At 66.6% G+C, this 19746-nt stretch carries 17 protein-coding genes and 1 tRNA gene; 11 read left to right on the plus strand and 7 right to left on the minus strand.

The annotated features are described in order from the left end of the window. Positions 1 to 5 precede the first annotated feature (5 nt). From ABIC65_RS02775 to ABIC65_RS02790, 4 genes are all read right to left on the minus strand, one after another. Complete coding sequence (locus ABIC65_RS02775; RefSeq protein WP_354306643.1) at positions 6 to 1793, minus strand: cation:proton antiporter domain-containing protein; 1788 nt, start codon at positions 1791 to 1793, stop codon at positions 6 to 8. Between the two features lie 177 nt (positions 1794 to 1970). After that, a complete protein-coding gene (locus ABIC65_RS02780) occupies positions 1971 to 3191 on the minus strand; it encodes an NADP-dependent isocitrate dehydrogenase (RefSeq protein ID WP_354306644.1) in 1221 nt (406 codons plus the stop codon). 114 nt (positions 3192 to 3305) lie between these two features. After that, positions 3306 to 6893, minus strand: coding sequence for an ABC transporter permease/M1 family aminopeptidase (locus ABIC65_RS02785; RefSeq protein ID WP_354306645.1), 3588 nt, complete (start codon positions 6891 to 6893; stop codon positions 3306 to 3308). A gap of 11 nt (positions 6894 to 6904) precedes the next feature. Continuing rightward, positions 6905 to 7783, minus strand: coding sequence for an ABC transporter ATP-binding protein (locus ABIC65_RS02790; RefSeq protein WP_354306646.1), 879 nt, complete (start codon positions 7781 to 7783; stop codon positions 6905 to 6907). A 172-nt stretch (positions 7784 to 7955) separates the two neighbouring features. On the opposite strand from ABIC65_RS02790, the gene ABIC65_RS02795 reads away from it, so the two are divergent. Further along, positions 7956 to 8507: a PRC-barrel domain containing protein gene (locus ABIC65_RS02795; RefSeq protein WP_354306647.1), complete on the plus strand. Its 552-nt coding sequence runs from the start codon at positions 7956 to 7958 to the stop codon at positions 8505 to 8507. Positions 8508 to 8546: 39 nt separating this feature from the next. Here ABIC65_RS02795 and ABIC65_RS02800 read toward each other — a convergent pair. Continuing rightward, positions 8547 to 8636 (minus strand) — tRNA-Ser (locus ABIC65_RS02800). A gap of 253 nt (positions 8637 to 8889) precedes the next feature. Between ABIC65_RS02800 and ABIC65_RS02805 the strand changes: the two genes are divergently transcribed. From ABIC65_RS02805 to ABIC65_RS02845, 9 genes are all read left to right on the plus strand, one after another. Next, entirely contained in the window at positions 8890 to 9441 is a 552-nt protein-coding gene (locus tag ABIC65_RS02805) for an FxDxF family PEP-CTERM protein (RefSeq protein ID WP_354306648.1), read from the plus strand. A gap of 162 nt (positions 9442 to 9603) precedes the next feature. Then, on the plus strand, positions 9604 to 10641 hold the full coding sequence (locus ABIC65_RS02810) for a lytic murein transglycosylase (protein WP_354306649.1): 1038 nt from the start codon (positions 9604 to 9606) through the stop codon (positions 10639 to 10641). Further along, on the plus strand, positions 10625 to 11464 hold the full coding sequence (locus ABIC65_RS02815) for an SPOR domain-containing protein (RefSeq protein ID WP_354306650.1): 840 nt from the start codon (positions 10625 to 10627) through the stop codon (positions 11462 to 11464). Before ABIC65_RS02810 ends, ABIC65_RS02815 begins: the two co-directional genes overlap by 17 nt. A gap of 32 nt (positions 11465 to 11496) precedes the next feature. Beyond that, positions 11497 to 12663, plus strand: coding sequence for a D-alanyl-D-alanine carboxypeptidase family protein (locus ABIC65_RS02820; protein ID WP_354306651.1), 1167 nt, complete (start codon positions 11497 to 11499; stop codon positions 12661 to 12663). Positions 12664 to 12668: 5 nt separating this feature from the next. Further along, entirely contained in the window at positions 12669 to 13652 is a 984-nt protein-coding gene (locus tag ABIC65_RS02825) for a DNA polymerase III subunit delta' (RefSeq protein ID WP_354306652.1), read from the plus strand. 45 nt (positions 13653 to 13697) lie between these two features. Continuing rightward, entirely contained in the window at positions 13698 to 15203 is a 1506-nt protein-coding gene (gene metG, locus ABIC65_RS02830) for a methionine--tRNA ligase (RefSeq protein ID WP_354306653.1), read from the plus strand. Then, the gene (locus tag ABIC65_RS02835) at positions 15200 to 15979 is read left to right on the plus strand and encodes a TatD family hydrolase (protein ID WP_354306655.1); all 780 of its coding nucleotides are present in this window, start codon (positions 15200 to 15202) and stop codon (positions 15977 to 15979) included. The genes metG and ABIC65_RS02835 overlap by 4 nt, the downstream gene beginning before the upstream one ends. Before the next feature lie 25 nt (positions 15980 to 16004). Further along, a complete protein-coding gene (locus ABIC65_RS02840) occupies positions 16005 to 16775 on the plus strand; it encodes an MBL fold metallo-hydrolase (RefSeq protein ID WP_354307765.1) in 771 nt (256 codons plus the stop codon). Beyond that, positions 16772 to 17386 (plus strand): retropepsin-like aspartic protease family protein, encoded by a 615-nt coding sequence (locus tag ABIC65_RS02845; protein WP_354306656.1) that lies wholly within the window; start codon positions 16772 to 16774, stop codon positions 17384 to 17386. The genes ABIC65_RS02840 and ABIC65_RS02845 overlap by 4 nt, the downstream gene beginning before the upstream one ends. Before the next feature lie 1025 nt (positions 17387 to 18411). On the opposite strand, the gene ABIC65_RS02850 is transcribed toward ABIC65_RS02845, so the two are convergent. Then, positions 18412 to 18573 carry a hypothetical protein gene (locus ABIC65_RS02850; protein WP_354306657.1) on the minus strand — a complete coding sequence of 54 codons (162 nt, stop codon included), beginning with the start codon at positions 18571 to 18573 and terminating at the stop codon, positions 18412 to 18414. Between the two features lie 201 nt (positions 18574 to 18774). Here ABIC65_RS02850 and ABIC65_RS22315 point away from each other — a divergent pair, with 201 nt between their 5' ends. Further along, positions 18775 to 19116, plus strand: a complete 342-nt coding sequence (locus ABIC65_RS22315; RefSeq protein WP_436286694.1) for a transposase — start codon at positions 18775 to 18777, stop codon at positions 19114 to 19116. A 202-nt stretch (positions 19117 to 19318) separates the two neighbouring features. Here the strand turns inward: ABIC65_RS22315 and ABIC65_RS02860 are convergent, their stop codons facing one another. Further along, positions 19319 to 19729: a DUF1636 domain-containing protein gene (locus ABIC65_RS02860; RefSeq protein WP_354306658.1), complete on the minus strand. Its 411-nt coding sequence runs from the start codon at positions 19727 to 19729 to the stop codon at positions 19319 to 19321. Positions 19730 to 19746: the final 17 nt, after the last annotated feature.

The following is a 19746-nucleotide window of genomic DNA, read 5'->3' on the forward strand; positions in this document are numbered from 1 at the left end:
AGGGTTCAGGCCTCGGTTGGTTCGGTGTTCGCACCAAGGCGCGACCGGGTGAGGCGCGGTTCGCGCTGCAGCCCGGCGGCTTCCTTGATCGAGCGGCGCATCTCGTCGCGCTTTTCGTGGATCGATGCAATCACCGGTCCCACGCCGAGGCCGAGATCGACCAGCAGCGCCTCCGAAAGTTGTAGCGAGCTTTCCATCGCCTCCGGCACCGCATCGGTTGCCCCTGCGCGATAGAGCTCGGCCGCATGGGCCGCATCGCGGGCGCGGGCGATGATCGGCAAGTGCGGCACCCAGCCGCGCACCCGCTTGGTCAGCCGCACGGTGAGCACGGGGTCGTCCATCGTCAGCACCAGCGCCTTGGCGCGCCCGAGCTGGAGCTGATCGACCAGCTCGTTGCGGGTGACGTCACCGAACAGCACGTGGAAGCCGGCGCGTCGGCCGCGCACGACGCTGTCGATATCGGCATCGACGGCGACATAAGGCTTGTCGTGCCGGCGCAGCATCTCGGCGACGGTGCGGCCGACGCGGCCGAAGCCGATCACGACGGTGCCGCCCTCGACCGGGGCGAGGTCTTCCTCGGCGATCTGCGCGCCGTTCTTGCCCTCGATCTTGCGCGCGACGCCACGGCCGGCCTTGGCGAGCAGCGGCGTGGCGGTGAGCCCGATCGCGGTGACAGCGCTCCAGAAGGCCGCAGTGCCCGGCGCGATCAGTCCGGCGGCGCCGGCGACGCCGAGCACAATCAGCGTCGTCTCGGACGGGCTCGCCATCAGCACGCCGGTTTCTGCCGCAGTGCCCATGCGGGCGCCCGACCAGCGCAGCAGCAGCGTCGTCACCGCAACCTTCACCACCATCACCAGCAGGCTGGCACCGAGCAGCGCCGCCCAGTTGGCGGCTACGAAGCCGAGGTCGAGCTGCATGCCGACGGTGAGCAGGAACACGCCGAGCGCGAGGCCCTTGAACGGCGCGGTGATCGCTTCGACTTCGCCGTGATATTCGGTCTCGGCGATCAGCAGGCCCGCGATCAGCGCGCCGACGATCGGCGAGAGGCCCGCGGCAGTGGTAGCGAGGCTCGCGACGATCACCACGAGCAGGCTGGCGGCGAGGAAGAGCTCGGGGCTCTTGGTCCGCGCCGCCTGGGCGAACATCCGCGGCAGCACGATGCGCCCGCCGACGAACAGCGCCGCGACGGTCGCCGCGCCGATGCCGAGCGTCGTCAGCAATTTGGTAACGCCGGCGCCATCCGGATTGGGCGCCATCGCGCCGAGGCCGAAGATGATCGGCACCAGCGCCAGATCCTCGAACAGCAGCATCGCAAAGGCGGCGCGGCCGACCGGGCTGGTGGTGCCTGCAATCGGGATCACGAGGGCGGTGGAGGAAAGCGCGAGCGCGAGACCCAACCCGATCGCCCCGCCGGTGCTCAGTCCGGTGAGGTATAGCAGGGCGGCGAGGATCAATCCCGATCCGAACAGCTCGGCCGCGCCGGTGCCGAACACCAGCGATCGCATCGCCCAGAGCCGCTTGAAAGAAAGCTCCAGCCCGATCGAGAACAGCAGCAGGATGATGCCGAACTCGGCGAACGGCTCGATCGAATGCGCGTCCGAGATGGTCAGGTAATAGAGCCAAGGCGCCTGACCGACCAGGCTGCCGAGCCCGAACGGGCCGACCAGCAGGCCGGCGAGGATGAACCCGATGACGGGGCTGATACGGAAGCGCGCAAAGGCGGGAATGACGAGACCCGCGGCGCCAAGGATCACCAGCGTATCGCTGAAACCGTGATTGGACAGGCTCAGCATGCGATGTCCCGTAGGCGAGGTTCGGGACGGGGAAGGGAGGAACAGAAAGGCCGATGGCCGGTGGCGGGTTTTGCTCGCTCGGTCATGCTCCCTAGAGACGATGCGAGGCCCGGCATTGCAAGTAGAAAAGCCCGCCAGAGGCGGGCTTTTCCGTAGCTTTACGTAGAGGGAAGCGGCTTACTGCCAGCTGCCCATCGCGGTTTCGAGGTTGACGCGGATCGCCTCGAAGAACTGCTCGGTGGTCATCCACGCCTGATCCGGGCCGATCAGCAGCGCGAGATCCTTCGTCATCTTGCCGCTCTCGACGGTCTCGATGCAGACGCGCTCCAGCGTCTCGGCGAAGCGGGTCACCTCGGGGGTGCCGTCGAACTTGCCGCGATACTTGAGGCCGCCGGTCCAGGCGAAGATCGACGCGATCGGGTTGGTCGAGGTCGCCTTGCCCTGCTGGTGCTGGCGATAGTGGCGGGTGACGGTGCCGTGCGCCGCTTCCGCCTCGATCGTCTTGCCGTCCGGGGTCATCAGCACCGAGGTCATCAGGCCCAGCGAGCCGAAGCCCTGCGCGACCTGGTCCGACTGGACGTCGCCGTCATAGTTCTTGCAGGCCCAGACGAATTCGCCGTGCCACTTGAGCGCCGAGGCGACCATGTCGTCGATAAGGCGGTGCTCGTAGACGATGCCGGCGCTCTGGAACTGGTCCTTGAACTCGGTCTCGAACACCTCGGCGAAGATGTCCTTGAAGCGGCCGTCATAGGCCTTGAGGATGGTGTTCTTGGTCGACAGGTACAGCGGCCAGTTGCGGCCGAGCGCATAGTTCATCGAGGCTCGCGCGAAATCGCGGATCGACTCGTCGAGATTGTACATGCCCATGGCGACGCCGGCCTGCGGGAAGTCGAACACCTCGTGCTCGATCGTCTCGCCATTCTCGCCTTCCCACTTTATGGTCAGCTTGCCCTTGCCGGGCACCTTGAAGTCGGTCGCCTTGTACTGGTCGCCGAAGGCGTGACGGCCGACGACGATCGGCTTTGTCCAGCCCGGAATCAGGCGCGGCACGTTCGAGATCACGATCGGCTCGCGGAAGATCACGCCGCCCAGGATGTTGCGGATCGTGCCGTTCGGCGACTTCCACATCTTCTTGAGGCTGAATTCCTCGACGCGCTGCTCGTCCGGGGTGATCGTGGCGCACTTCACGCCGACGCCGTACTGCTTGATCGCATTGGCCGAATCGATGGTGATCTGGTCGTTGGTCTCGTCGCGCTTCTGCACCGAGAGATCATAGTACTTCAGATCGATGTCGAGGTACGGAAGGATCAGGCGCTCGCGGATCCATTCCCAGATGATCCGCGTCATTTCGTCGCCGTCGATCTCCACGACGGGCGTTGCTACCTTGATCTTCGCCATAAGCTCGCTTTCCTGAGACAGGTTGGTTCCCGGCAGCGTCTAGGGGCAAGGGCAGGGGGGATCAAGCGCCTCGAACAGCACCCGATCCCCCTACCGTGGTACCGGCGGGGTTGCTCAGCCCCCGCTGGTCGCGATCACATTGTCGTCGGAGTTGCGATCGATGCGGACGTTGTACGGGTCCGCGCCTGCAAACGCCGGCTTCGCCTTGGTATCCAGCGTGATGGTCTGCACGCCGGTGCGGATCGGCAGGCGCTGGAGCACCAGCACGTCCTTGGCGGCGAAGCTGCCGCGGCCGGGCATCGCCAGGAACGCGCCGAACTCGGCCCGCTCCGCCATCGGCGCCTCGGTCTCCTTGCCCTTGCCATCGGCATAGAGCTTGTGCGCCTCGATCGTCAGCGTGGTGCGCCAGCGGCCGTCGGGCAGCTTCTTCACCACCGCCGAGCGGGTCTTGATGTCGTAGAGGGTGATGCGCTCGAACAGATCGGTGATCAGCGCATTCTCGGCCGGGGTGGCGCCGACGCGGAACTCGGCGATCAGGTCGAGGCTGCGCGGGTAGGGCGGGCCCTGGAAGCGCCACTTGGCGTCGTAGCGCTTGAGCGCCGCGTTCACCCGCGCCTCGCCCAGCTCGTCCTTGAGCCGGTACATGGCGAGGCTGCCCTTACGGTAGTGGATATAGGGTTGGTTCTCGACCCGGGCGAGCGGCAGTTCCTCGATCACCTCGCCGCCGCGGCTGCGCAGGTACCGGTCGAGCTCATACTTGAGGAAGCGGCGGATCTGGTCGCGGCCATAGAGATGCTCCATCACCATCAGCGACGAATATTGCGCGAGGGTCTCGACCCCCATCGTCGCGCCCTGGTTGTCGGACGTGACGACCTGATGCGCCCACCATTGGTGCCCCAGCTCGTGCGCCGCGACATAGGTGACGTAATCGATCTTCTCGGGGTCCGAGAGGTCGGCGATGAAGCCGATGCCTTCCGAATAGGGCATGGTGCCGGCGAACGCCTGGGCGAACTGGGCGTAATCGGGGAACTCGATGATCCGCGCCTGGCGGAACTGATAGGGCCCGAACGCCGGCTGGTAATAGTCGAGCCCGTGGCGGAAGGCCGCGAGCATCCGGTCGACATTGGCGCCGTGCTGGGCGTCGTAATAGACCGCCAGGTCGATGCCGTTGTGCTGGAGATGCTTCTCCCGGTAGCGGGCCGATTGCACCGAATAGAAGTTGAGGATCGGCACCGAGGTGACGAACCGCGCGGTGCGGCGGCCGCCCTGGGTGCTGTCGGCGACCTTGTCGCCGGGCGCGATCGGCGTCTGGTCGGCATCGGTCGAGACGGTGATGTCGGTCTTGATCCAGTCGGTATGGAAGGCGCTGAAGCGGGTGCCGGCCAGATCCTCCAGCTTGGGCGGGCGGAGTTCGGAGGGCAGGCCGTATTTGCGGCGCTTGGCGCGATCCTGCAGCATGCCGGACCGCTCGATGCCCAGCACCGGCACGAATTCGCCGTTGTTGACGAAGGTGCCGTTGGTGACGACGCGGGTGTCGTTGCCGCCATTGGCAAAGCCGCGCTGGCGCCGCTCGCTGCGGAAGTCGAGCGTCGTCGTCGCGCCCGGGGCGAGCGGGGTGGCGAGGCGGTAGATGCGGTACTGGAAGCGCGGGAAGTCCTTGGCGACGGTGGCGCCGGGGATCGTCACCGAGACCAGCCTGGTAATCCGGTCGCCCATGCGGACATGGATGGCATCGAGCGGCTTGCCGGTGCGGTTGACCAGCGTCATCCGGCCTGTGGCGCTCAGGCCCGGCTGTTGCGGGCGGATGTCCACCGCGACGCGGACCGACTCTACCGAGGGTTGCGGCACGCGCTCGAACGGCAGCAGCGTCTTCTCATAGTCGGCGAGTTCGCGCTCGTCGCTGATCGGCGTCCGGTAGACGTTCCAGACATGGGTGTTGATGTACACCCAAACCCCCGTCGCCACGAACACCGCCAGTGCCGCACCGCCGACCAGGCCGGCGCCACTCGCCAGTTTGCGCGGCAGGCGGCGGAGGCGCGGGAGCAGCCGCGTCTCGGTCCCCCGTCGCCACAGGCCATGGGCGAGCACCAGCAGCAGCACCGCGAAGGCCGACCAGTAGAGCCGCAGCCACCAGGCGCCGATCCAGAACGTCCCCTGGCCGTTCATGTCGGACAGCGGCACGCGCGGGCCCTGGGCATAATTGTACAGCACGTCGCCGAAGCCGAGATTGCCCAGGGTCACCCGGCCGATGATGTAGACCACCATCAGCCCCCAGCCGACGAACTTGTGCGGGCTCAGCGCCTGGAGGAACACCGCCAGCACCGCGAGCAGGGCGTAGTCGACCGTCTCGGGCAGCACGTACCAGAGCAGATATTTGCCCAGCTCGAAATGGCTGTAGCCATGCACCAGCTGCATGATCATGCCGCCGATCACGCTGACGACCAGCGTCGAGAACAGCACCAGCGTCACGGCGAGCGCCTTTGGCAGCACGAAGGCCCAGTCGGGGATCGCGCTCGCGTCGACGATCTCGTGCATCTTGCGGTCACGCTCGCGCCAGACGAGTTCGCCGGCATAATAGATGGCGATGATCAGCGGGATGAGCCCGAAGGCGCCCTTGAGCAGATCGATCACCACTCGCGTCGCCGGCATCACCGGCGTGCCGACCACCTCGCCGAGATCGGTGAGCGACGCCATCGCGTTGAACAGACCGAGCGCGAGCAGCACGAAATAGGCCGGGCTCTTGAACACCTGCGCCATTTCCAGGCGCGTGCGCACGACAAGCTGGGTCCAGGCGGTGGCGCGATCGTAGCGCGGCATCGGCAGGGGACCGGCGGAGCGGGGAACTTCTGCCGTCTCGGGCACGGCGGCCGCGGCCTTGGCGGCCTTTCGCGCCTGCTTCGACGGACGGGTCGAGAAGCCGAACCGGGCATAGGCAAGCGCCAGCGCGGCAGCCGCGACGCCGAGCACGATCAGCCGGTTCCACAGGACCAGACCTGTCAGCGGGATTGTGAGCGTGTTGCGATCGGCCGCGGTCCAGTATTTGGTCAGGTAGCTGGTCGCGCCGAGACCGAACGGTTCGCCATAGGCGCCGGCCAGTTCATAGGCCGGGTTACGATCAAGCACGAGGGTCGCGACGAAGAACAGGATCAGGAAGGCGACGACGCCGACATAGGTGGCCATCATCGAGCGGGTGATCGTCGCCAGCGCGAAGAACATTGCCGAGGTCAGCAGGATGTTGGGCAGCGCCAGCACCACATAGGCGGAGAGATAATAGCCCAGCCGGTTGGGCCCGAGCGTCTCCGGGTCCACCCAGGGCATGTGGCTGCCGATCCACACCGCCACCGGCACCGCGAGAAAGCCGAGCGCTGCGGCCAGGAACGCGCCGGCGAAGCGGCCGAACAGATAGGCGCTTTTGGTGACGCGGGTGGCGCGGACGATCGGGCCGAAGCCGGTCTCGTCGTCGCGCACCACCACATTGGCGACAAAGGCGGTCGCCACGAACATGTAGAACAGCGTCAGGATCTGCATCATCTGCGCGATCGCGAAGGGCGCGTTCTTGTGGACGTTGCCGCCCGAGCCGATCTGGATCTGGTCCACCGTGGTCGCGCCGAAGGCGAGCAGGAAGAAGATGACGATCGCGACCCAGAAGACCGGGTTGCGGCGCTGGTAGCGCCACTCGAAGCCGAGGATGCCGGCGAACATGGCCACCTCCCTCAGGCTGCGCGACGCGAGGCGTCGAGCGTCGAGAAATACACGTCTTCGAGGCCGCCCTGGACCGGCGTGAAGCCGTCGCCCGGCGCGCCGTCGGCGACGACATGGATGATGGTGCGGCCGGCGAACAGCCGGGTGGAGATCACCCGGTAGCGCTCGCGATGCGCCTCCAGCTCGTCGCGCGCGATCGTCTTCTGCCACACCCGGCCGCGCGTCTCCTCGATCAGCGCGAGCGGCGCGCCTTCGAGCAGCACCCGGCCGCCGGCCAGCACCGCCATGCGCGGGCACAGGTCCGCCACGTCCTCGACGATATGGGTGGAGAGGATCACCACGACATTGTCGCCGATCTCGGCGAGCAGGTTGAGGAAGCGGTTGCGCTCCTCGGGGTCGAGCCCGGCGGTCGGCTCGTCGACGATGATCAGCTGGGGGTTCCCGATCAGCGCCTGGGCGATGCCGAAGCGCTGGCGCATGCCGCCCGAGAAGCCGGCCAGCGCCTTCTTGCGCACCGCCCAGAGATTGACCTGGTGGAGCAGCGCCTCGACCGTCTCCTTGCGCTCGCCGCGCCCTGCGATGCCCTTCAGCACCGCCATATGGTCGAGCATGTCATAGGCCGAAACGCGCGGATAGACGCCGAAATCCTGGGGGAGGTAGCCGAGCGTCCGGCGGAGCAGCTCGGGCGTGGCGATCACGTTGAGGTCGCCGAAGCGGATGGTGCCGGAGGTCGGGGTCTGCAGCGTCGCGATGGTGCGCATCAGCGTCGACTTGCCGGCGCCGTTGGGGCCGAGCAGCCCGAACATGCCGGGCGGGATCGCCAGCGTCACGCCGTCCAGCGCCCTGGTGCCGTTGCCGTAGACATGCGTGAGATTGTCGATCTGCAGCATTCGATACTCCCCCCGTCGAGATAATGTACGCGAAGCTAGCAGCTGTGTTGCTAATGTAAAGCAGTCCCGTGCTGGCGCTGCGGAGCCTTCGCCGCACCGCCTCGTTGAGAGCGACGCGCCGGCCGGGACACGCCCGCTGCCGGCGGCTGGAACCTGGTGCGAAGGACGATCGATGGCAGACATCGCTGGCTGGCTGGCCCTTGCCGCCACGTGCATCGCGGCCTTGATGACCGCATCCAATCTCGGCGCACGGGTCACCGGTTGGGGCTTCGTCGTGTTTACCATTGGCGCAGGCGCCTGGATCGTCGTCGGCATCGCCACGCACCAGACGCAATTGCTGTGGAGCAACATCTTCCTAGGACTGGTGGACCTGTTCGGCATCTGGCGCTGGCTGGGCCGCCGCGCCCGTTTCAGCGACGCAGCCGATGTCGAGCAGGAACGCAGCCGGGAGAGCCCGGGCGAAGATCTGTTCGCAGCCTCGGGCCTCGATGGGATGCCGGTGAAGGGCCGCGATGGCCAGGTTCTCGCTTATGCGGTGGACGCCATGCTGGCGTGCGCGGGGGGCGGAATATCGCACCTCGTCATTCGGGAGGGTGGTGTGGGCGGCGTCGGCGAGACCCTGCGGCGGCTATCCTGGGCCGAGGTGCGCGTGAAGGGCAGCACGTTGCTGACGCCGCTCGATCGGGCCGCACTGGCGCGGCTGCCGGTGGTCGAACCCGCCTGACGCAACCCGCGCACGGCGACACGTCAGGATAATGATTGGTGGCGGAGAGGGTGGGATTCGAACCCACGGTGAGCTTGCACCCACGGCGGTTTTCAAGACCGCTGCCTTAAACCACTCGGCCACCTCTCCGCGTGACGGCAGCGCCTAGTCCTAGTTCGTCTCGGGATCAATCCACCCCTGCGCAACACGGCCTTCACAGCGCTGTCACATCCGAGTCGCGGGCGTCCAAGCGCGAAAGATCGTAAACGCGCGCCACTTCGCTGTTCCGGACCGGGACGCGGTCCCCGTTCGGGACCAACGCTTTGTTGAAGCCGCCGCCGCGATGGCTAGTTCGGAAGGGGCTTACAGCAATCGTTTCGACTCCAGCGAAAACAGAGGGTTCATGATCAACAAGCTTCTTCCGGCACTCGGCGCCATCGCCGCCGTCGTCTCCTTCTCGGGCGCCGCGCAGGCTGCCCCGGTGATCACCACCACCAACTACACGGGCGCGAACATGAACATCGCCCCGAGCGCCGACGGCACCTACTCGGCCGACTTCGGCAAGTCGGGCATCAAGGCCGGCAACTTCGAGCACATCTACACCTTCACCCTGCCGGCCTATCTGACGGGCAGCGCCTCGATCAACACCAGCGCGGTGAAGCTCAAGGCTGCGAACGACCTCGACCTGTTCTCGGTCACCTTCAACGGTATCGCGCTGACCGGCACCTATGGCGGCCTGAACGAGGCGGTGTTCGCCAACGACGTGCCGATCATCGCCGGCAAGGAAAACACCATCGTGATCAAGGGCCTGTCGCGCGGCAACGGCTCGTACGGCGCCCAGGCGACCTTCGCCCCGGTTCCCGAGCCCGCCAGCTGGGCGATGATGATCGGCGGCTTCGCGTTCGTCGGCGGCGCACTGCGTCGTCGCAACACCACGCGCGTCGCGTTCGCCTGAACCACGCCTGCCGCACCCCTCCAGGGTGCGCTGGATCGAAGGACACCGGTCGCGCCCTGCGCGGCCGGTGTTTTTCCTTTGGTCGCCACCGGATGCGGTTTTCGTCGTATCGGACGGGCGCACGGGCTTTCTGTGGGCGCGCGGCTGTGCAACAGCCGGGCCATGTCGCGTATTCGCTCGTACCTCGCCGGGATTGCCGGCCTCGCCATTGCCCTTGCCGTGCCGACAACCCCTGCGCTGGCGCAGGACGAGGCGGGCTTCCAAAGCTATCTCCAGACCCTCGCCGCCCAGGCCGCCGCCGCCGGGGTGAGCCGCCGCGCGATCGATGCGGTGATCCCGACGCTCACCTACAATGCCCGCGTCGTCGAACTGGACCGCCAGCAGCCGGAGAGCAGCCCGAACGCGCCGGTGCCCGCCTTCGCACCCTACCGCGCCCGCCATGTCGATGCCGATCGCATCACCCGCGGCCGCGCCGCCTATCTGCGCGCCCGCAGCCGGCTCTCGGCGATCGAGCGCGAGACCGGGGTGCCCGAATCGATCATGGTCGCGATCTGGGGGCACGAGACCAATTATGGTCGCGTGATGGGCGGGTTCGACCTGCCGCGCGCGCTGGCCAGCCTCGCCTATGAAGGCCGCCGCCGCGCGCTGTTCGCCGACGAGTTCATCGCCACGCTCAAGATGATCGATCGCGGTGTGCCGCGCGAGAAGCTGGTCGGCAGCTGGGCAGGGGCGTTCGGCGGTCCGCAGTTCCTCCCCAGCGTCTATCTGCGCCTCGCCCGCGACGGCGACGGCGACGGGGTGGCGGACATCTGGAACAGCGACGCGGATACGCTTGCCTCGATCGGCAATTATTTCGTCAATGCCGGGTGGCGGGCGGGGGTGCCCTGGGGCTTTGCCGTCTCGGTGCCGGCCTCGCTCGATAGCCGCCTGATCACCAACCGGACCACCAGCCCGCGCTGCCCGCGCGTCCATGGCCGCCAGAGCCAGTGGAAGACGATGGCCGAATGGCGCGCGCTGGGCGTGGTGCCGCAGGGGCGTGCCTGGCCGGGAGACGACGTGCTGGCGACGCTGCTCGAGCCCGACGGGCAGGGCGCCACCGCCTATCTGCTCACCGGCAATTACCGGGTGATCCTCGACTATAATTGCTCGAATTTTTACGCTTTGTCGGTAGGCCTGCTTGCCGATGCAGTGGAACGCTAGACCGATCACGCTTGCCCTCGCGCTGCTTGCCGCTGCGAACGCGCATGCCCAGGGCGCCAACCCGACCGAATCTGCGCGCGGGCCACACGGCACGTCGCAGCTCCAGCCGGGCGACGGACGCTATGATGCGGTGGGGTATGCCGCGGTCCAGCCGTTCGGCGCCGCCGCCCTGGCGGTGAGCCCGAACCTGCCGGCCGAAAGCTATGCCGAGGTGACGGCGCTCGACAGCGGTCGCACGATCCTCGTCCGCATCACCGAGACTTCCGAGGTTCCCGGAGCGATCGCCGCGCTCTCCGAAGGCGCCGCCCGCCAGCTCGGCGTTCCGGCCAGTGGGCCGGTGGCGGTGCGCATCCGCGCGGTGCGCCCCTCTGCCGAGGACCAGGCCGCCCTGCGTAGCGCCGGTGCCGCGCAGCCCCGCATCGATTCGCCGCCCGCACTGCTGCGCGCCCTGCGGCTGCAACTCCCGCCGCAGACCGATGCGAGCGAGCCCCTTCCGCCGCCACCGCCCGCGCAGCTGGACCCGATCGTCGACGTCATCCCGCACCCCGTCGCGGGCGTCGCGGCACCGGCGACACCCCGGTCCGTCGCCAAGCCCGCTGCGCCGAAGCCCGTGCAGGGCCGCTATCTGGTGCAGGTGGCCGCACTTTCTTCGCCCGAACGCGCGCAGGCGCTTGCCCAAAAGCTACGGGGCTTCGTAAAGGCAGGGGGCGGGCTCTATCGTGTCCAGCTCGGCCCCTTCGCGACGGAGGCGGCGGCGGAGCGGGCGCGGGCAGAGGCCGTTCGGGCCGGGTTCGGAGATGCGCGCCGCACCACGGTCCGATAGGGGTAACCTTTACGCGTTCTGGACCGATCATCATGAAGAAGCTCGCCGCCGCCTCGTTCCTGGCGCTCGCCATCGCCGCTCCGCTGCAGGCGGCCGGCCCGGATTTCCCGACGCCCGCGCCGATCGCCTATATGGAGGACATGTCCTCGGGCGCGGTGCTGTTCGCCAAGGACGCCGATCGCCGCATGCCGCCGGCTTCGATGGCGAAGATGATGACGGTCTATGTCGCGTTCGACCTGATCAAGAAGGGCGAGCTCAAGCTCGACCAGAAGATCGAGGTGCGGCCCGAGACCTGGAAGAAGTGGCACTCGCAGGGCTCGACCATGTTCCTCGGCGTGGGCGAGCAGCCGACCGTGGCGGACCTGCTGAAGGGCATCGTCACGCTCTCGGGCAATGACGCCTGCGTCGTGTTGGCGGAGGGCATCGCCGGCACCGAGGAAGGCTTCGTCAACCTGATGAACGATCGGGCGAAGAAGATCGGCCTCACCAACAGCCATTTCGGCACCTCGAACGGCTGGCCGGACGAGGGGCGTACCTATGTGACCGCGCGTGACCTGGCGCATCTCGCGGCTGCTACGATCCGCGACTTCCCCGATCTCTACAAGTCCTTCTACTCGCTGCCGAGCTTCACCTGGGGCAAGACCCTGGGCGCCGGTGCTGCGATCGAGCAGGGTAACCGCGATCCGCTGCTCGGCAAGGTCCCGGGTGCCGACGGGCTCAAGACCGGCCACACCGAGGAAGCCGGCTATGGCTTCACCGGCTCGGCCGAGCAGAACGGCCGCCGCCTCGTGATGGTGCTCGCCGGCGTCAACAGCTACAGCGCCCGCGCCGACGAATCCGTGCGCTTCATGCGTTGGGGCTTCGCCGCCTGGAGCACCAAGCCGGTGGTGAAGAAGGACCGCACCGTCGGCACGGTCGACGTGCAGGGCGGCACCGCCAACAAGGTGGCCGTCGTGGCGCCGCGCGATCTCAACATTACGCTTCCTTCGGGTTTGAGCCCCAAGCTCGCCGGCAAGATCGTCTATCAGGGCCCGGTCAAGGCCGGCTTCAAGAAGGGCGACCATATCGCCGACCTGATCATCGAGGGCGAAGGCATGCCTCAGCAGATGCTGCCGCTGGTCGCCGCCGAGGATGTCGGCCAGGCAGGCTTTTTCGGCCGCGCCTGGGCGGGGCTGATGTCGCTGCTCCACCTGGCCTGATCGCCTTGGCCGACGCCCTGATCGGCAACAGCCAAGCCCGCGACGCGCTCGCCGCCGCCATGGCGAGCGGCGCGTTGCACCATGCCTGGCTGATCGCCGGGCCCGAGGGCGTGGGGAAGGGGGGCTTTGCCCGCATCGCCGCCGCGCGCATGCTGGCCGAGGCCGCCGAGCCCGACCGGCTGATGCCGGGCTGGGACGTGCCGGAAAGCACCCGCACCACCAGCCTGATCGCCGCGGGCAGCCATCCGGACCTCAAGATCCTCGCTCGGCTGCCCAAGGACGCGGACAAGCCAGACGAGGCGCTCGCCCGCTCGATCACCATCGCGCAGGTGCGCAGCCTCCAGCCGCTGTTCGCGACCAAGCCGTCGCTGAGCCCGCGGCGGGTGGTGATCATCGACGCGATCGACGATCTCGAGCGCGGCGGTGCCAATGCGCTGCTCAAGAACCTCGAGGAGCCGCCGGCGGGGACGATCTTCCTGCTGGTGAGCCATGCGCCGGGACGCCTGCTGCCGACGATCCGCTCGCGCTGCCGGCTGCTGCGCTTCGAGCCGCTGAGCGATGCCGAGACGACGACGGTGCTGCGCCGCCAGGTCCCCGAAGCGACCGAGATGGAAATCGCCGCACTGGTCGAGGCCGCCGAGGGTTCGCCGGGGCGTGCGCTGCGCTTCGCCGGGCTCGATTTGTCGGCGCTGGAGGCGGACATGGCACAGCTCGCCGAGCGCGGCGACCCCGACAATGCCGTGCGCACCCGGCTCGGCCGCCAGCTCGGCGCCAAAGCCGCGCAGCCGCGCTACGAGGCATTCCTGGAGCGCTCCCCCAGCTTCATCGCCGCACGGGCCAAGCGGCTGGAGGGGGAGGCGCTGCGCACCGCGCTGGACGCGTACGTCGCCGCGCGCGAGCTTGCCGGTGCGGCGCTGGGCCTGTCGCTCGATGCCACCGCTACGGTGTTCGAGATGAGCGGCATTCTCGCCCGGCTAGCCCGGCGCTGAGGGTACAGGTTGCCCGTTGCTGCGCCGCATCCTAAAGCGGCGGCCATGGCTGACCCCTTCTACATCACCACCGCGATCCACTATCCCAACGGCAAGCCGCATATCGGCCACGCCTATGAGATGATCGCCGCCGACGCGATAGCGCGCTTCAAGCGCCAGCAGGGTCGCGACGTGTTCTTCCAGACCGGTACCGACGAGCATGGCCTCAAGATGGTGCAGACCGCCCGCGCCCGCGACATGACCGCGCGCGAGCTTGCCGATGAAATGTCGAGCTATTTCCGCGTTATGGCGGAGAAACTCGATATTTCGTGCGACCGTTTCATCCGCACTTCCGAGGCCGATCACTACCGCGCCAGTCAGGCGATCTGGGAGAAGATGGCGGCCAAGGGCGACCTGTATCTCGATCGCTACGAGGGCTGGTATTCGGTCCGCGACGAGGCTTTCTACGAGGAGAAGGAACTGGTCGACGGGGAAGGGGGCCAGAAGCTCTCGCCTCAGGGCACGCCGGTGGAATGGACCAAGGAGGAGACCTGGTTCTTCCGCCTTTCGAAGTACCAGCAGCCGCTGCTCGATTTCTACGCCGCCAACCCCGATTTCATCCGCCCGGAATCGCGCCGCAACGAGGTGTTGCGCTTCGTTGAGGGCGGGCTGGTCGATCTCTCGGTGAGCCGCACCAGCTTCGACTGGGGTGTGCCGGTGCCGGGTTCACCGGGGCATGTGATGTACGTCTGGGTCGATGCGCTGACCAACTACCTCACCGGCGCGGGCTTCCCCGACGATGCCGAGCGGCTGGCACGCTACTGGCCGGCCGATCTCCACCTGATCGGCAAGGACATCGTCCGCTTTCACACGGTGTACTGGCCGGCGTTCCTGATGTCGGCGGACATCGCGCTGCCGAAACAGGTCTTCGGCCACGGCTTCCTGCTTAACCGCGGCGAGAAGATGTCGAAATCGGTCGGCAACGTCGTCGATCCGATGGAATTGGCGGAGACCTACGGCGTGGATGCGCTGCGCTACTTCCTGATGCGTGACGTCAGCTTCGGGCAGGACGGGACGTTCAGCGACGAGGCAATCGTCACCCGCGCCAATGCCGATCTCTCGAACAGCTTCGGCAATCTGGCCCAGCGCACGCTGAGCTTCATCGCGAAGAACTGCGAAGGCGTGGTGCAGATCGGCCGGGCGCACGATGCCGATGCCGTGCTGCTGACCGAAGTCGACACCGCCTGCGCCGCCTTCACCCGCGCGTTCCAGGATCTGGCGCTGAGCCAGGGCGTCGAGGCCTGGATGACCGGCGTGTTCGCCTGCAACCAATATATCGACGCGCAGGCGCCCTGGACGCTCCGCAAGACGGACCCTGAGCGGATGCACGCCGTGCTCGGCACGCTGCTCAAGGCGATCCGTCGCTTGGGTGTGACGATCGCGCCGGTAGTGCCGACCTCGGCGGCCAAGCTGCTCGCCCAGCTCGGCCCGGACGGCGATGCGGACTTCAAGATCGCACCGCCGAGCCCTATCTTCCCGCGACTTGAACTGAAAACCTCAGAGGACGCATGAAGCTCGCTGACAGTCATTGCCACCTGATCTACAAGGGTCTCGGCGAACAGCAGCCCGAGGTGCTGGCGCGTGCCCGCGACGCCGGCGTGGTGGCGATGCTCAACATCTCGACGCGCGAGAATGAGTGGGACCAGGTCATCGCGGTCGCCGAGCGCGAGGCGGACGTGTGGGCCAGCGTCGGCATCCACCCGCACGAGGCGGATACGCACTCGCATGTCGACACCGCCAAGCTGGTCGAGCGCGCGCAGCATCCGCGCGTGGTCGGCATTGGCGAAAGCGGGCTCGACTATTATTACGATCATAGCGACCGCGATCGCCAGCGGGCGAGCTTCCGCGCACATCTGGCGGCTGCCCGCGAAACCCAGCTGCCGATCATCGTCCACACCCGCGACGCCGAAGAGGACACCGCCGAGATCCTGCGCGAGGAAATGGGGAAGGGGGCCTTCCCCGGCGTGATCCATTGTTTCACCGCCAGCCGCGCCTTTGGCGAGATCGCGTTGGAACTCGGCTTCTACGTATCGATTTCTGGTATCGTGACGTTCAAGAATGCCAAGGATTTGCAGGAAACCGCCGCCGCGCTGCCGCTGGAGCGGCTGCTGATCGAAACCGACGCGCCGTTCCTCGCGCCGGTGCCGCATCGCGGCAAGACCGGCGAACCCGCGTTCGTGGCGGACACCTGCCGATTCCTGGCGCAGCTCCGCGGCGAGGATCCCGAGATGCTGGCCGAGGCGACCCGCGCCAATTTCCACACGCTCTTCACCAAGACGCTGGCGTGACCGGGCAGGGGACTTGCCCTTGGCGCTGAGCATCCGCATCCTCGGATCGGGTACCTCCTCGGGCGTGCCTCGCATCGGCCCCGATTGGGGTGCCTGCGATCCGAACGAGCCGCGCAACCGGCGCACGCGCTCCTCGGTACTGGTGCGCAGCGCCACCACGACGTTGCTGGTCGACACCAGCCCGGACATGCGCGAGCAGCTGATCGCGGCGCAGGTCTCGGACGTCGATGCGGTGCTGTGGACCCATGACCATGCCGATCACTGCCACGGCATGGATGATCTACGCCAGGTGATGCACGCCCGCAGCGGCGCGCCAGTACGCGGGCTGGCCCGGCCGTTCACCTTCGAACAATTTTTCATCCGCTTCCCCTATATCTTTGAAGGAAGGGGAAAATTCTATCCGCCGGTGGTCGCATTGGAGACGATGCCGGACAGTTTCACGATCGGCGACATCGCGGTCCGCGTCGTCGATCAGCCGCATGGCGGGATCACCTCGGCCGGCCTGCGCTTCGAAAGCGGTGGCAAGGTCATCGCCCATGCCACGGATTTCCATGCAATGACCGCGGAGATGCGGCAGCTCTACACCGGCCTGGACGTCTGGGTCGTCGACGCGCTGCGCCGCGCGCCGCATCCGACGCACCCGCACTTGAGCGAAGTGCTGGGCTGGATCGAGGAACTGCGTCCAACGCGTTCAGCGCTGGTCCACATGGACCACAGCATGGACTATGCGACGATCGCCGCCGAACTGCCCGCCGGTGTCGAGCCGGGCTATGACGGGCTGGAGCTGCACGCGTGAACGGAAGCGACGGCGTCAACATGGTCTGGCTGGTCGGCGCGCTGGTGCTGGTGGTCAGCGCGCTGTCGGTGCGGCGGATCGGCTTCGGGCTGTTCCTGCGGACGCTGCTCGGCTGGGCGGCGATCGTGCTGCTGGTGCTGTTCGCCGTCGGGCATCGCTACGAACTTGCGGCGGCCTGGTCGTCGCTGAGTGCCAAGCTCGGCCTCGAGGACCAGCGGGTCGAAGGCGACACGGTGCGGATCCGGATGAGCCCGGACGGCCATTTCTGGGCGCGCGTGACGCTCAACGGCGCCGAGCGCCGCATGCTGATCGACAGCGGCGCGACGATCACCGCAATTTCCGAGCAAACCGCCAAGGAAGCCGACATCCAGACGTCCGAAGGCCTGCCGGCGATCATCGAGACCGCCAATGGCAGCGTGGCGGCGCGCCGGGCACGGATCGCGGAAGTGACGCTCGGGCCGCTGAAGATGCACGATCTGGGCGTCGTGGTTTCGCAGAATTTCGGCAATCTCGATGTGCTCGGCATGAACTTCCTGTCGCGGCTGCACAGCTGGCGGGTCGAGGGCAATGTGCTGGTGCTGGAGCCCGAGGCGCCCAGGGCAACGGAGTAGCGACCGGCTGCATCCCCGTCCGGCATCACCGCCACTATTTTACATAATATAGATTATCGGTGCGATGCTCGATCGCCGGGCGGATCCCAAATCGAAGTGCGAAAACCTAGGCAATCTGCGGTGTTCAGCCGCTTGAGGGTTTCGCAGCATGCGTCATTATCGGCATCTGGATCTGGACAAACGGCGACGTCTCTATGAGCTTCAGCAATCCGGCAGATGTGTCCGTGAGGCTGCCAACGGAAACGGTGGATATTGGTCCGGGTTGAAGCCTACGACTGCACCCCTATTCCACCCTGCGATCTTTCGAATAGCCGGCACGCAGACTATTGCGCCAATGACCGGGTTTGGGCGTGAGCCGCCGGTCCGCTTTCTGCGCCGAAGCTGCCGTCGACGCCCTACCGGATAGCACGAGCATATCGCGTTCAGAAGTGGCGACCTACGCTTTACTAGGACCAGTCTGGGTTCGCGGCACCGGCTCAGCCATGTTTCACGCTCGTGCGTGAAGATTTGACTCAGCACTGAGGCTATAGGGCCGAGCGAAAAGAAAAATCTTCTAGCCTGCAATATTCGCGTCAAGGACTATAGAAGGGCTTGGCGTTGCCGGAGCGGGTGTAGGTGTAGGTGTAGGTGTCGGCGTAGGAGTTGGTGTTGCGACCGGCCCTTGGGCGGCCGGAGGCGTTGAATTTATGCCCCCGCCGGAGCCACCGCAAGCCGCAAGCGAAGCGGCCATCATCAAAGCGGCGTTGGTTCTGTAAGCACGCATATAAGCCCCATTTTTGTACTCTTTGCCACCCATCCCCTACATACAATCGGCAACAGATCAACACGTTATGTCACATTTACTATATATCAACATTTACTCAGGTGCTTAGCGTGCCATCACTACATCTCGCGTACATTTACTGTATGTTAACTTCATAGCAATTCCGCACGAACTGAGTTGGTGAGGATTCCGAATGACGGGGCTGATGGCATTCACGTTTCCTGCTGGTGGCAAGAGGCCAGCATGTATAGCGCGCACGCTTTCACAGGATCTTCGGGACCGGGTTGTCATCGATTGATGGCGATCCGAGCTGCCACGCGGCGGCGGCGCGTTTGGGGTGAGTTTGTCGAGTGCGATCCGCTGGCGGCAGCTTGCGCTGGAACACGGTCGGGCTGCGGCCAAGCCCCGCGGTCGTGACCGGCATTCTGGCGGTGCACCCTGGTTGGGACCGGCACGGTGCATCGCTTTTTCGTTCGCCACGGGATTGCGCGTAAGAATGCCTGGACCCGTGATCTAGCAAGACCGTCGCGACGTTCTGAGGCAACGCCAGCGCTGGTTCGCAGGACGGTTCCACCTCGAACCCGAACGCGTCGTTTTCATCGATGAGACTTGAACCGCCACGAACATGACCCGCAGCCCTGGCCGTTGCGCCAAGGGTGAACGGCTGCGGATCGACTACCCGCGCGTCACCATCGCAAGACCACCACGCTTGTCGCAGGGGCGCGCACGACCGGCATGGTCGCGCCCATGGTGCTCGACGGCCCGGTACGGTGACTGGTTCGAAGCCTATGTCACGCAGGCCCAGGTCCCGGGGTTACGGCCGGGCGACGTCGTCATGATGGACAACCTCTCGAGCCACAAGCAGGCCGCCGTGAAAGAACAGGTCGAAGCGGCGCGAGTAACCTTGCGCTTCCTCCAGCCTACAGCTCCGACTTCAATCCCATCGCGAAAGCATCTTCTCGCCTGAAGGCTATGCTTCGCCAGGTGGGCGAACGAACCGTCAGCGCGCTGTGGAGTCTGATCGGCGGCCTCGGCGGATTGCAAAGTTCGGCGATTGAGGCGGTGTGACCGGACCCGCTGCCTGCGCAGCGGGTCCGGGGCCAGGAGACGCAAGTTCAGGGCACCAGCAGGGGCAGCGCTGCGCTACGAGGATGGCTCCGCGCAGCCCTTCAGCTCTCCACAACCTGGGCCGCTGGCGGCACACGGACGATGAAATGACCTTTCACGCCCTGTGGCCATTGCGCAAACGGCACCTTGCCCTGCTCGCTGGCTTCGTATGCCACCGCGTAGTCGAGGATCGCCCGAGCAGCGTCGGTATCCGGGGTGAAGCGTCCCAGCACATAGCCGACCTTGTCCGGCGCCCGCAGGTGGACCGTGCAGTGCTCATTGCAGGCGAACAGGCACGGCATCTGCTGGATCGCGATCCCGGCATAGCGCGGGTCGGCGTCGCGAGTCTCCGTCAGCGCGTCGGCAAGCACGGCGCCGCCGCGACGTCCCTGCGCGTCCTCCCGCGCCTCGGCGCTGAAGCGGCAGGTGTTGCACACGACGATCGCGGGGCCGTCTTCAACCGGGGTAAGCATGCAAGTCTCCTGATGGG

It is taken from the genome of Sphingomonas trueperi (assembly GCF_040545665.1).
Lineage (GTDB): Bacteria > Pseudomonadota > Alphaproteobacteria > Sphingomonadales > Sphingomonadaceae > Sphingomonas > Sphingomonas trueperi_B.

Coding starts and splice junctions, on each gene's coding strand:
- ABIC65_RS02860 (WP_354306658.1), bottom strand. CDS start 19,729: ATGCTTACCCCGGTTGAAGACGGCCCCGCGATCGTCGTGTGCAACACC.
- metG (WP_354306653.1), top strand. CDS start 13,698: ATGGCTGACCCCTTCTACATCACCACCGCGATCCACTATCCCAACGGC.
- ABIC65_RS02810 (WP_354306649.1), top strand. CDS start 9,604: ATGTCGCGTATTCGCTCGTACCTCGCCGGGATTGCCGGCCTCGCCATT.
- ABIC65_RS02785 (WP_354306645.1), bottom strand. CDS start 6,893: ATGTTCGCCGGCATCCTCGGCTTCGAGTGGCGCTACCAGCGCCGCAAC.
- ABIC65_RS02795 (WP_354306647.1), top strand. CDS start 7,956: ATGGCAGACATCGCTGGCTGGCTGGCCCTTGCCGCCACGTGCATCGCG.
- ABIC65_RS02820 (WP_354306651.1), top strand. CDS start 11,497: ATGAAGAAGCTCGCCGCCGCCTCGTTCCTGGCGCTCGCCATCGCCGCT.
- ABIC65_RS22315 (WP_436286694.1), top strand. CDS start 18,775: ATGACCCGCAGCCCTGGCCGTTGCGCCAAGGGTGAACGGCTGCGGATC.
- ABIC65_RS02835 (WP_354306655.1), top strand. CDS start 15,200: ATGAAGCTCGCTGACAGTCATTGCCACCTGATCTACAAGGGTCTCGGC.
- ABIC65_RS02790 (WP_354306646.1), bottom strand. CDS start 7,783: ATGCTGCAGATCGACAATCTCACGCATGTCTACGGCAACGGCACCAGG.
- ABIC65_RS02780 (WP_354306644.1), bottom strand. CDS start 3,191: ATGGCGAAGATCAAGGTAGCAACGCCCGTCGTGGAGATCGACGGCGAC.
- ABIC65_RS02775 (WP_354306643.1), bottom strand. CDS start 1,793: ATGCTGAGCCTGTCCAATCACGGTTTCAGCGATACGCTGGTGATCCTT.
- ABIC65_RS02850 (WP_354306657.1), bottom strand. CDS start 18,573: ATGCCGGTCACGACCGCGGGGCTTGGCCGCAGCCCGACCGTGTTCCAG.
- ABIC65_RS02805 (WP_354306648.1), top strand. CDS start 8,890: ATGATCAACAAGCTTCTTCCGGCACTCGGCGCCATCGCCGCCGTCGTC.
- ABIC65_RS02815 (WP_354306650.1), top strand. CDS start 10,625: ATGCAGTGGAACGCTAGACCGATCACGCTTGCCCTCGCGCTGCTTGCC.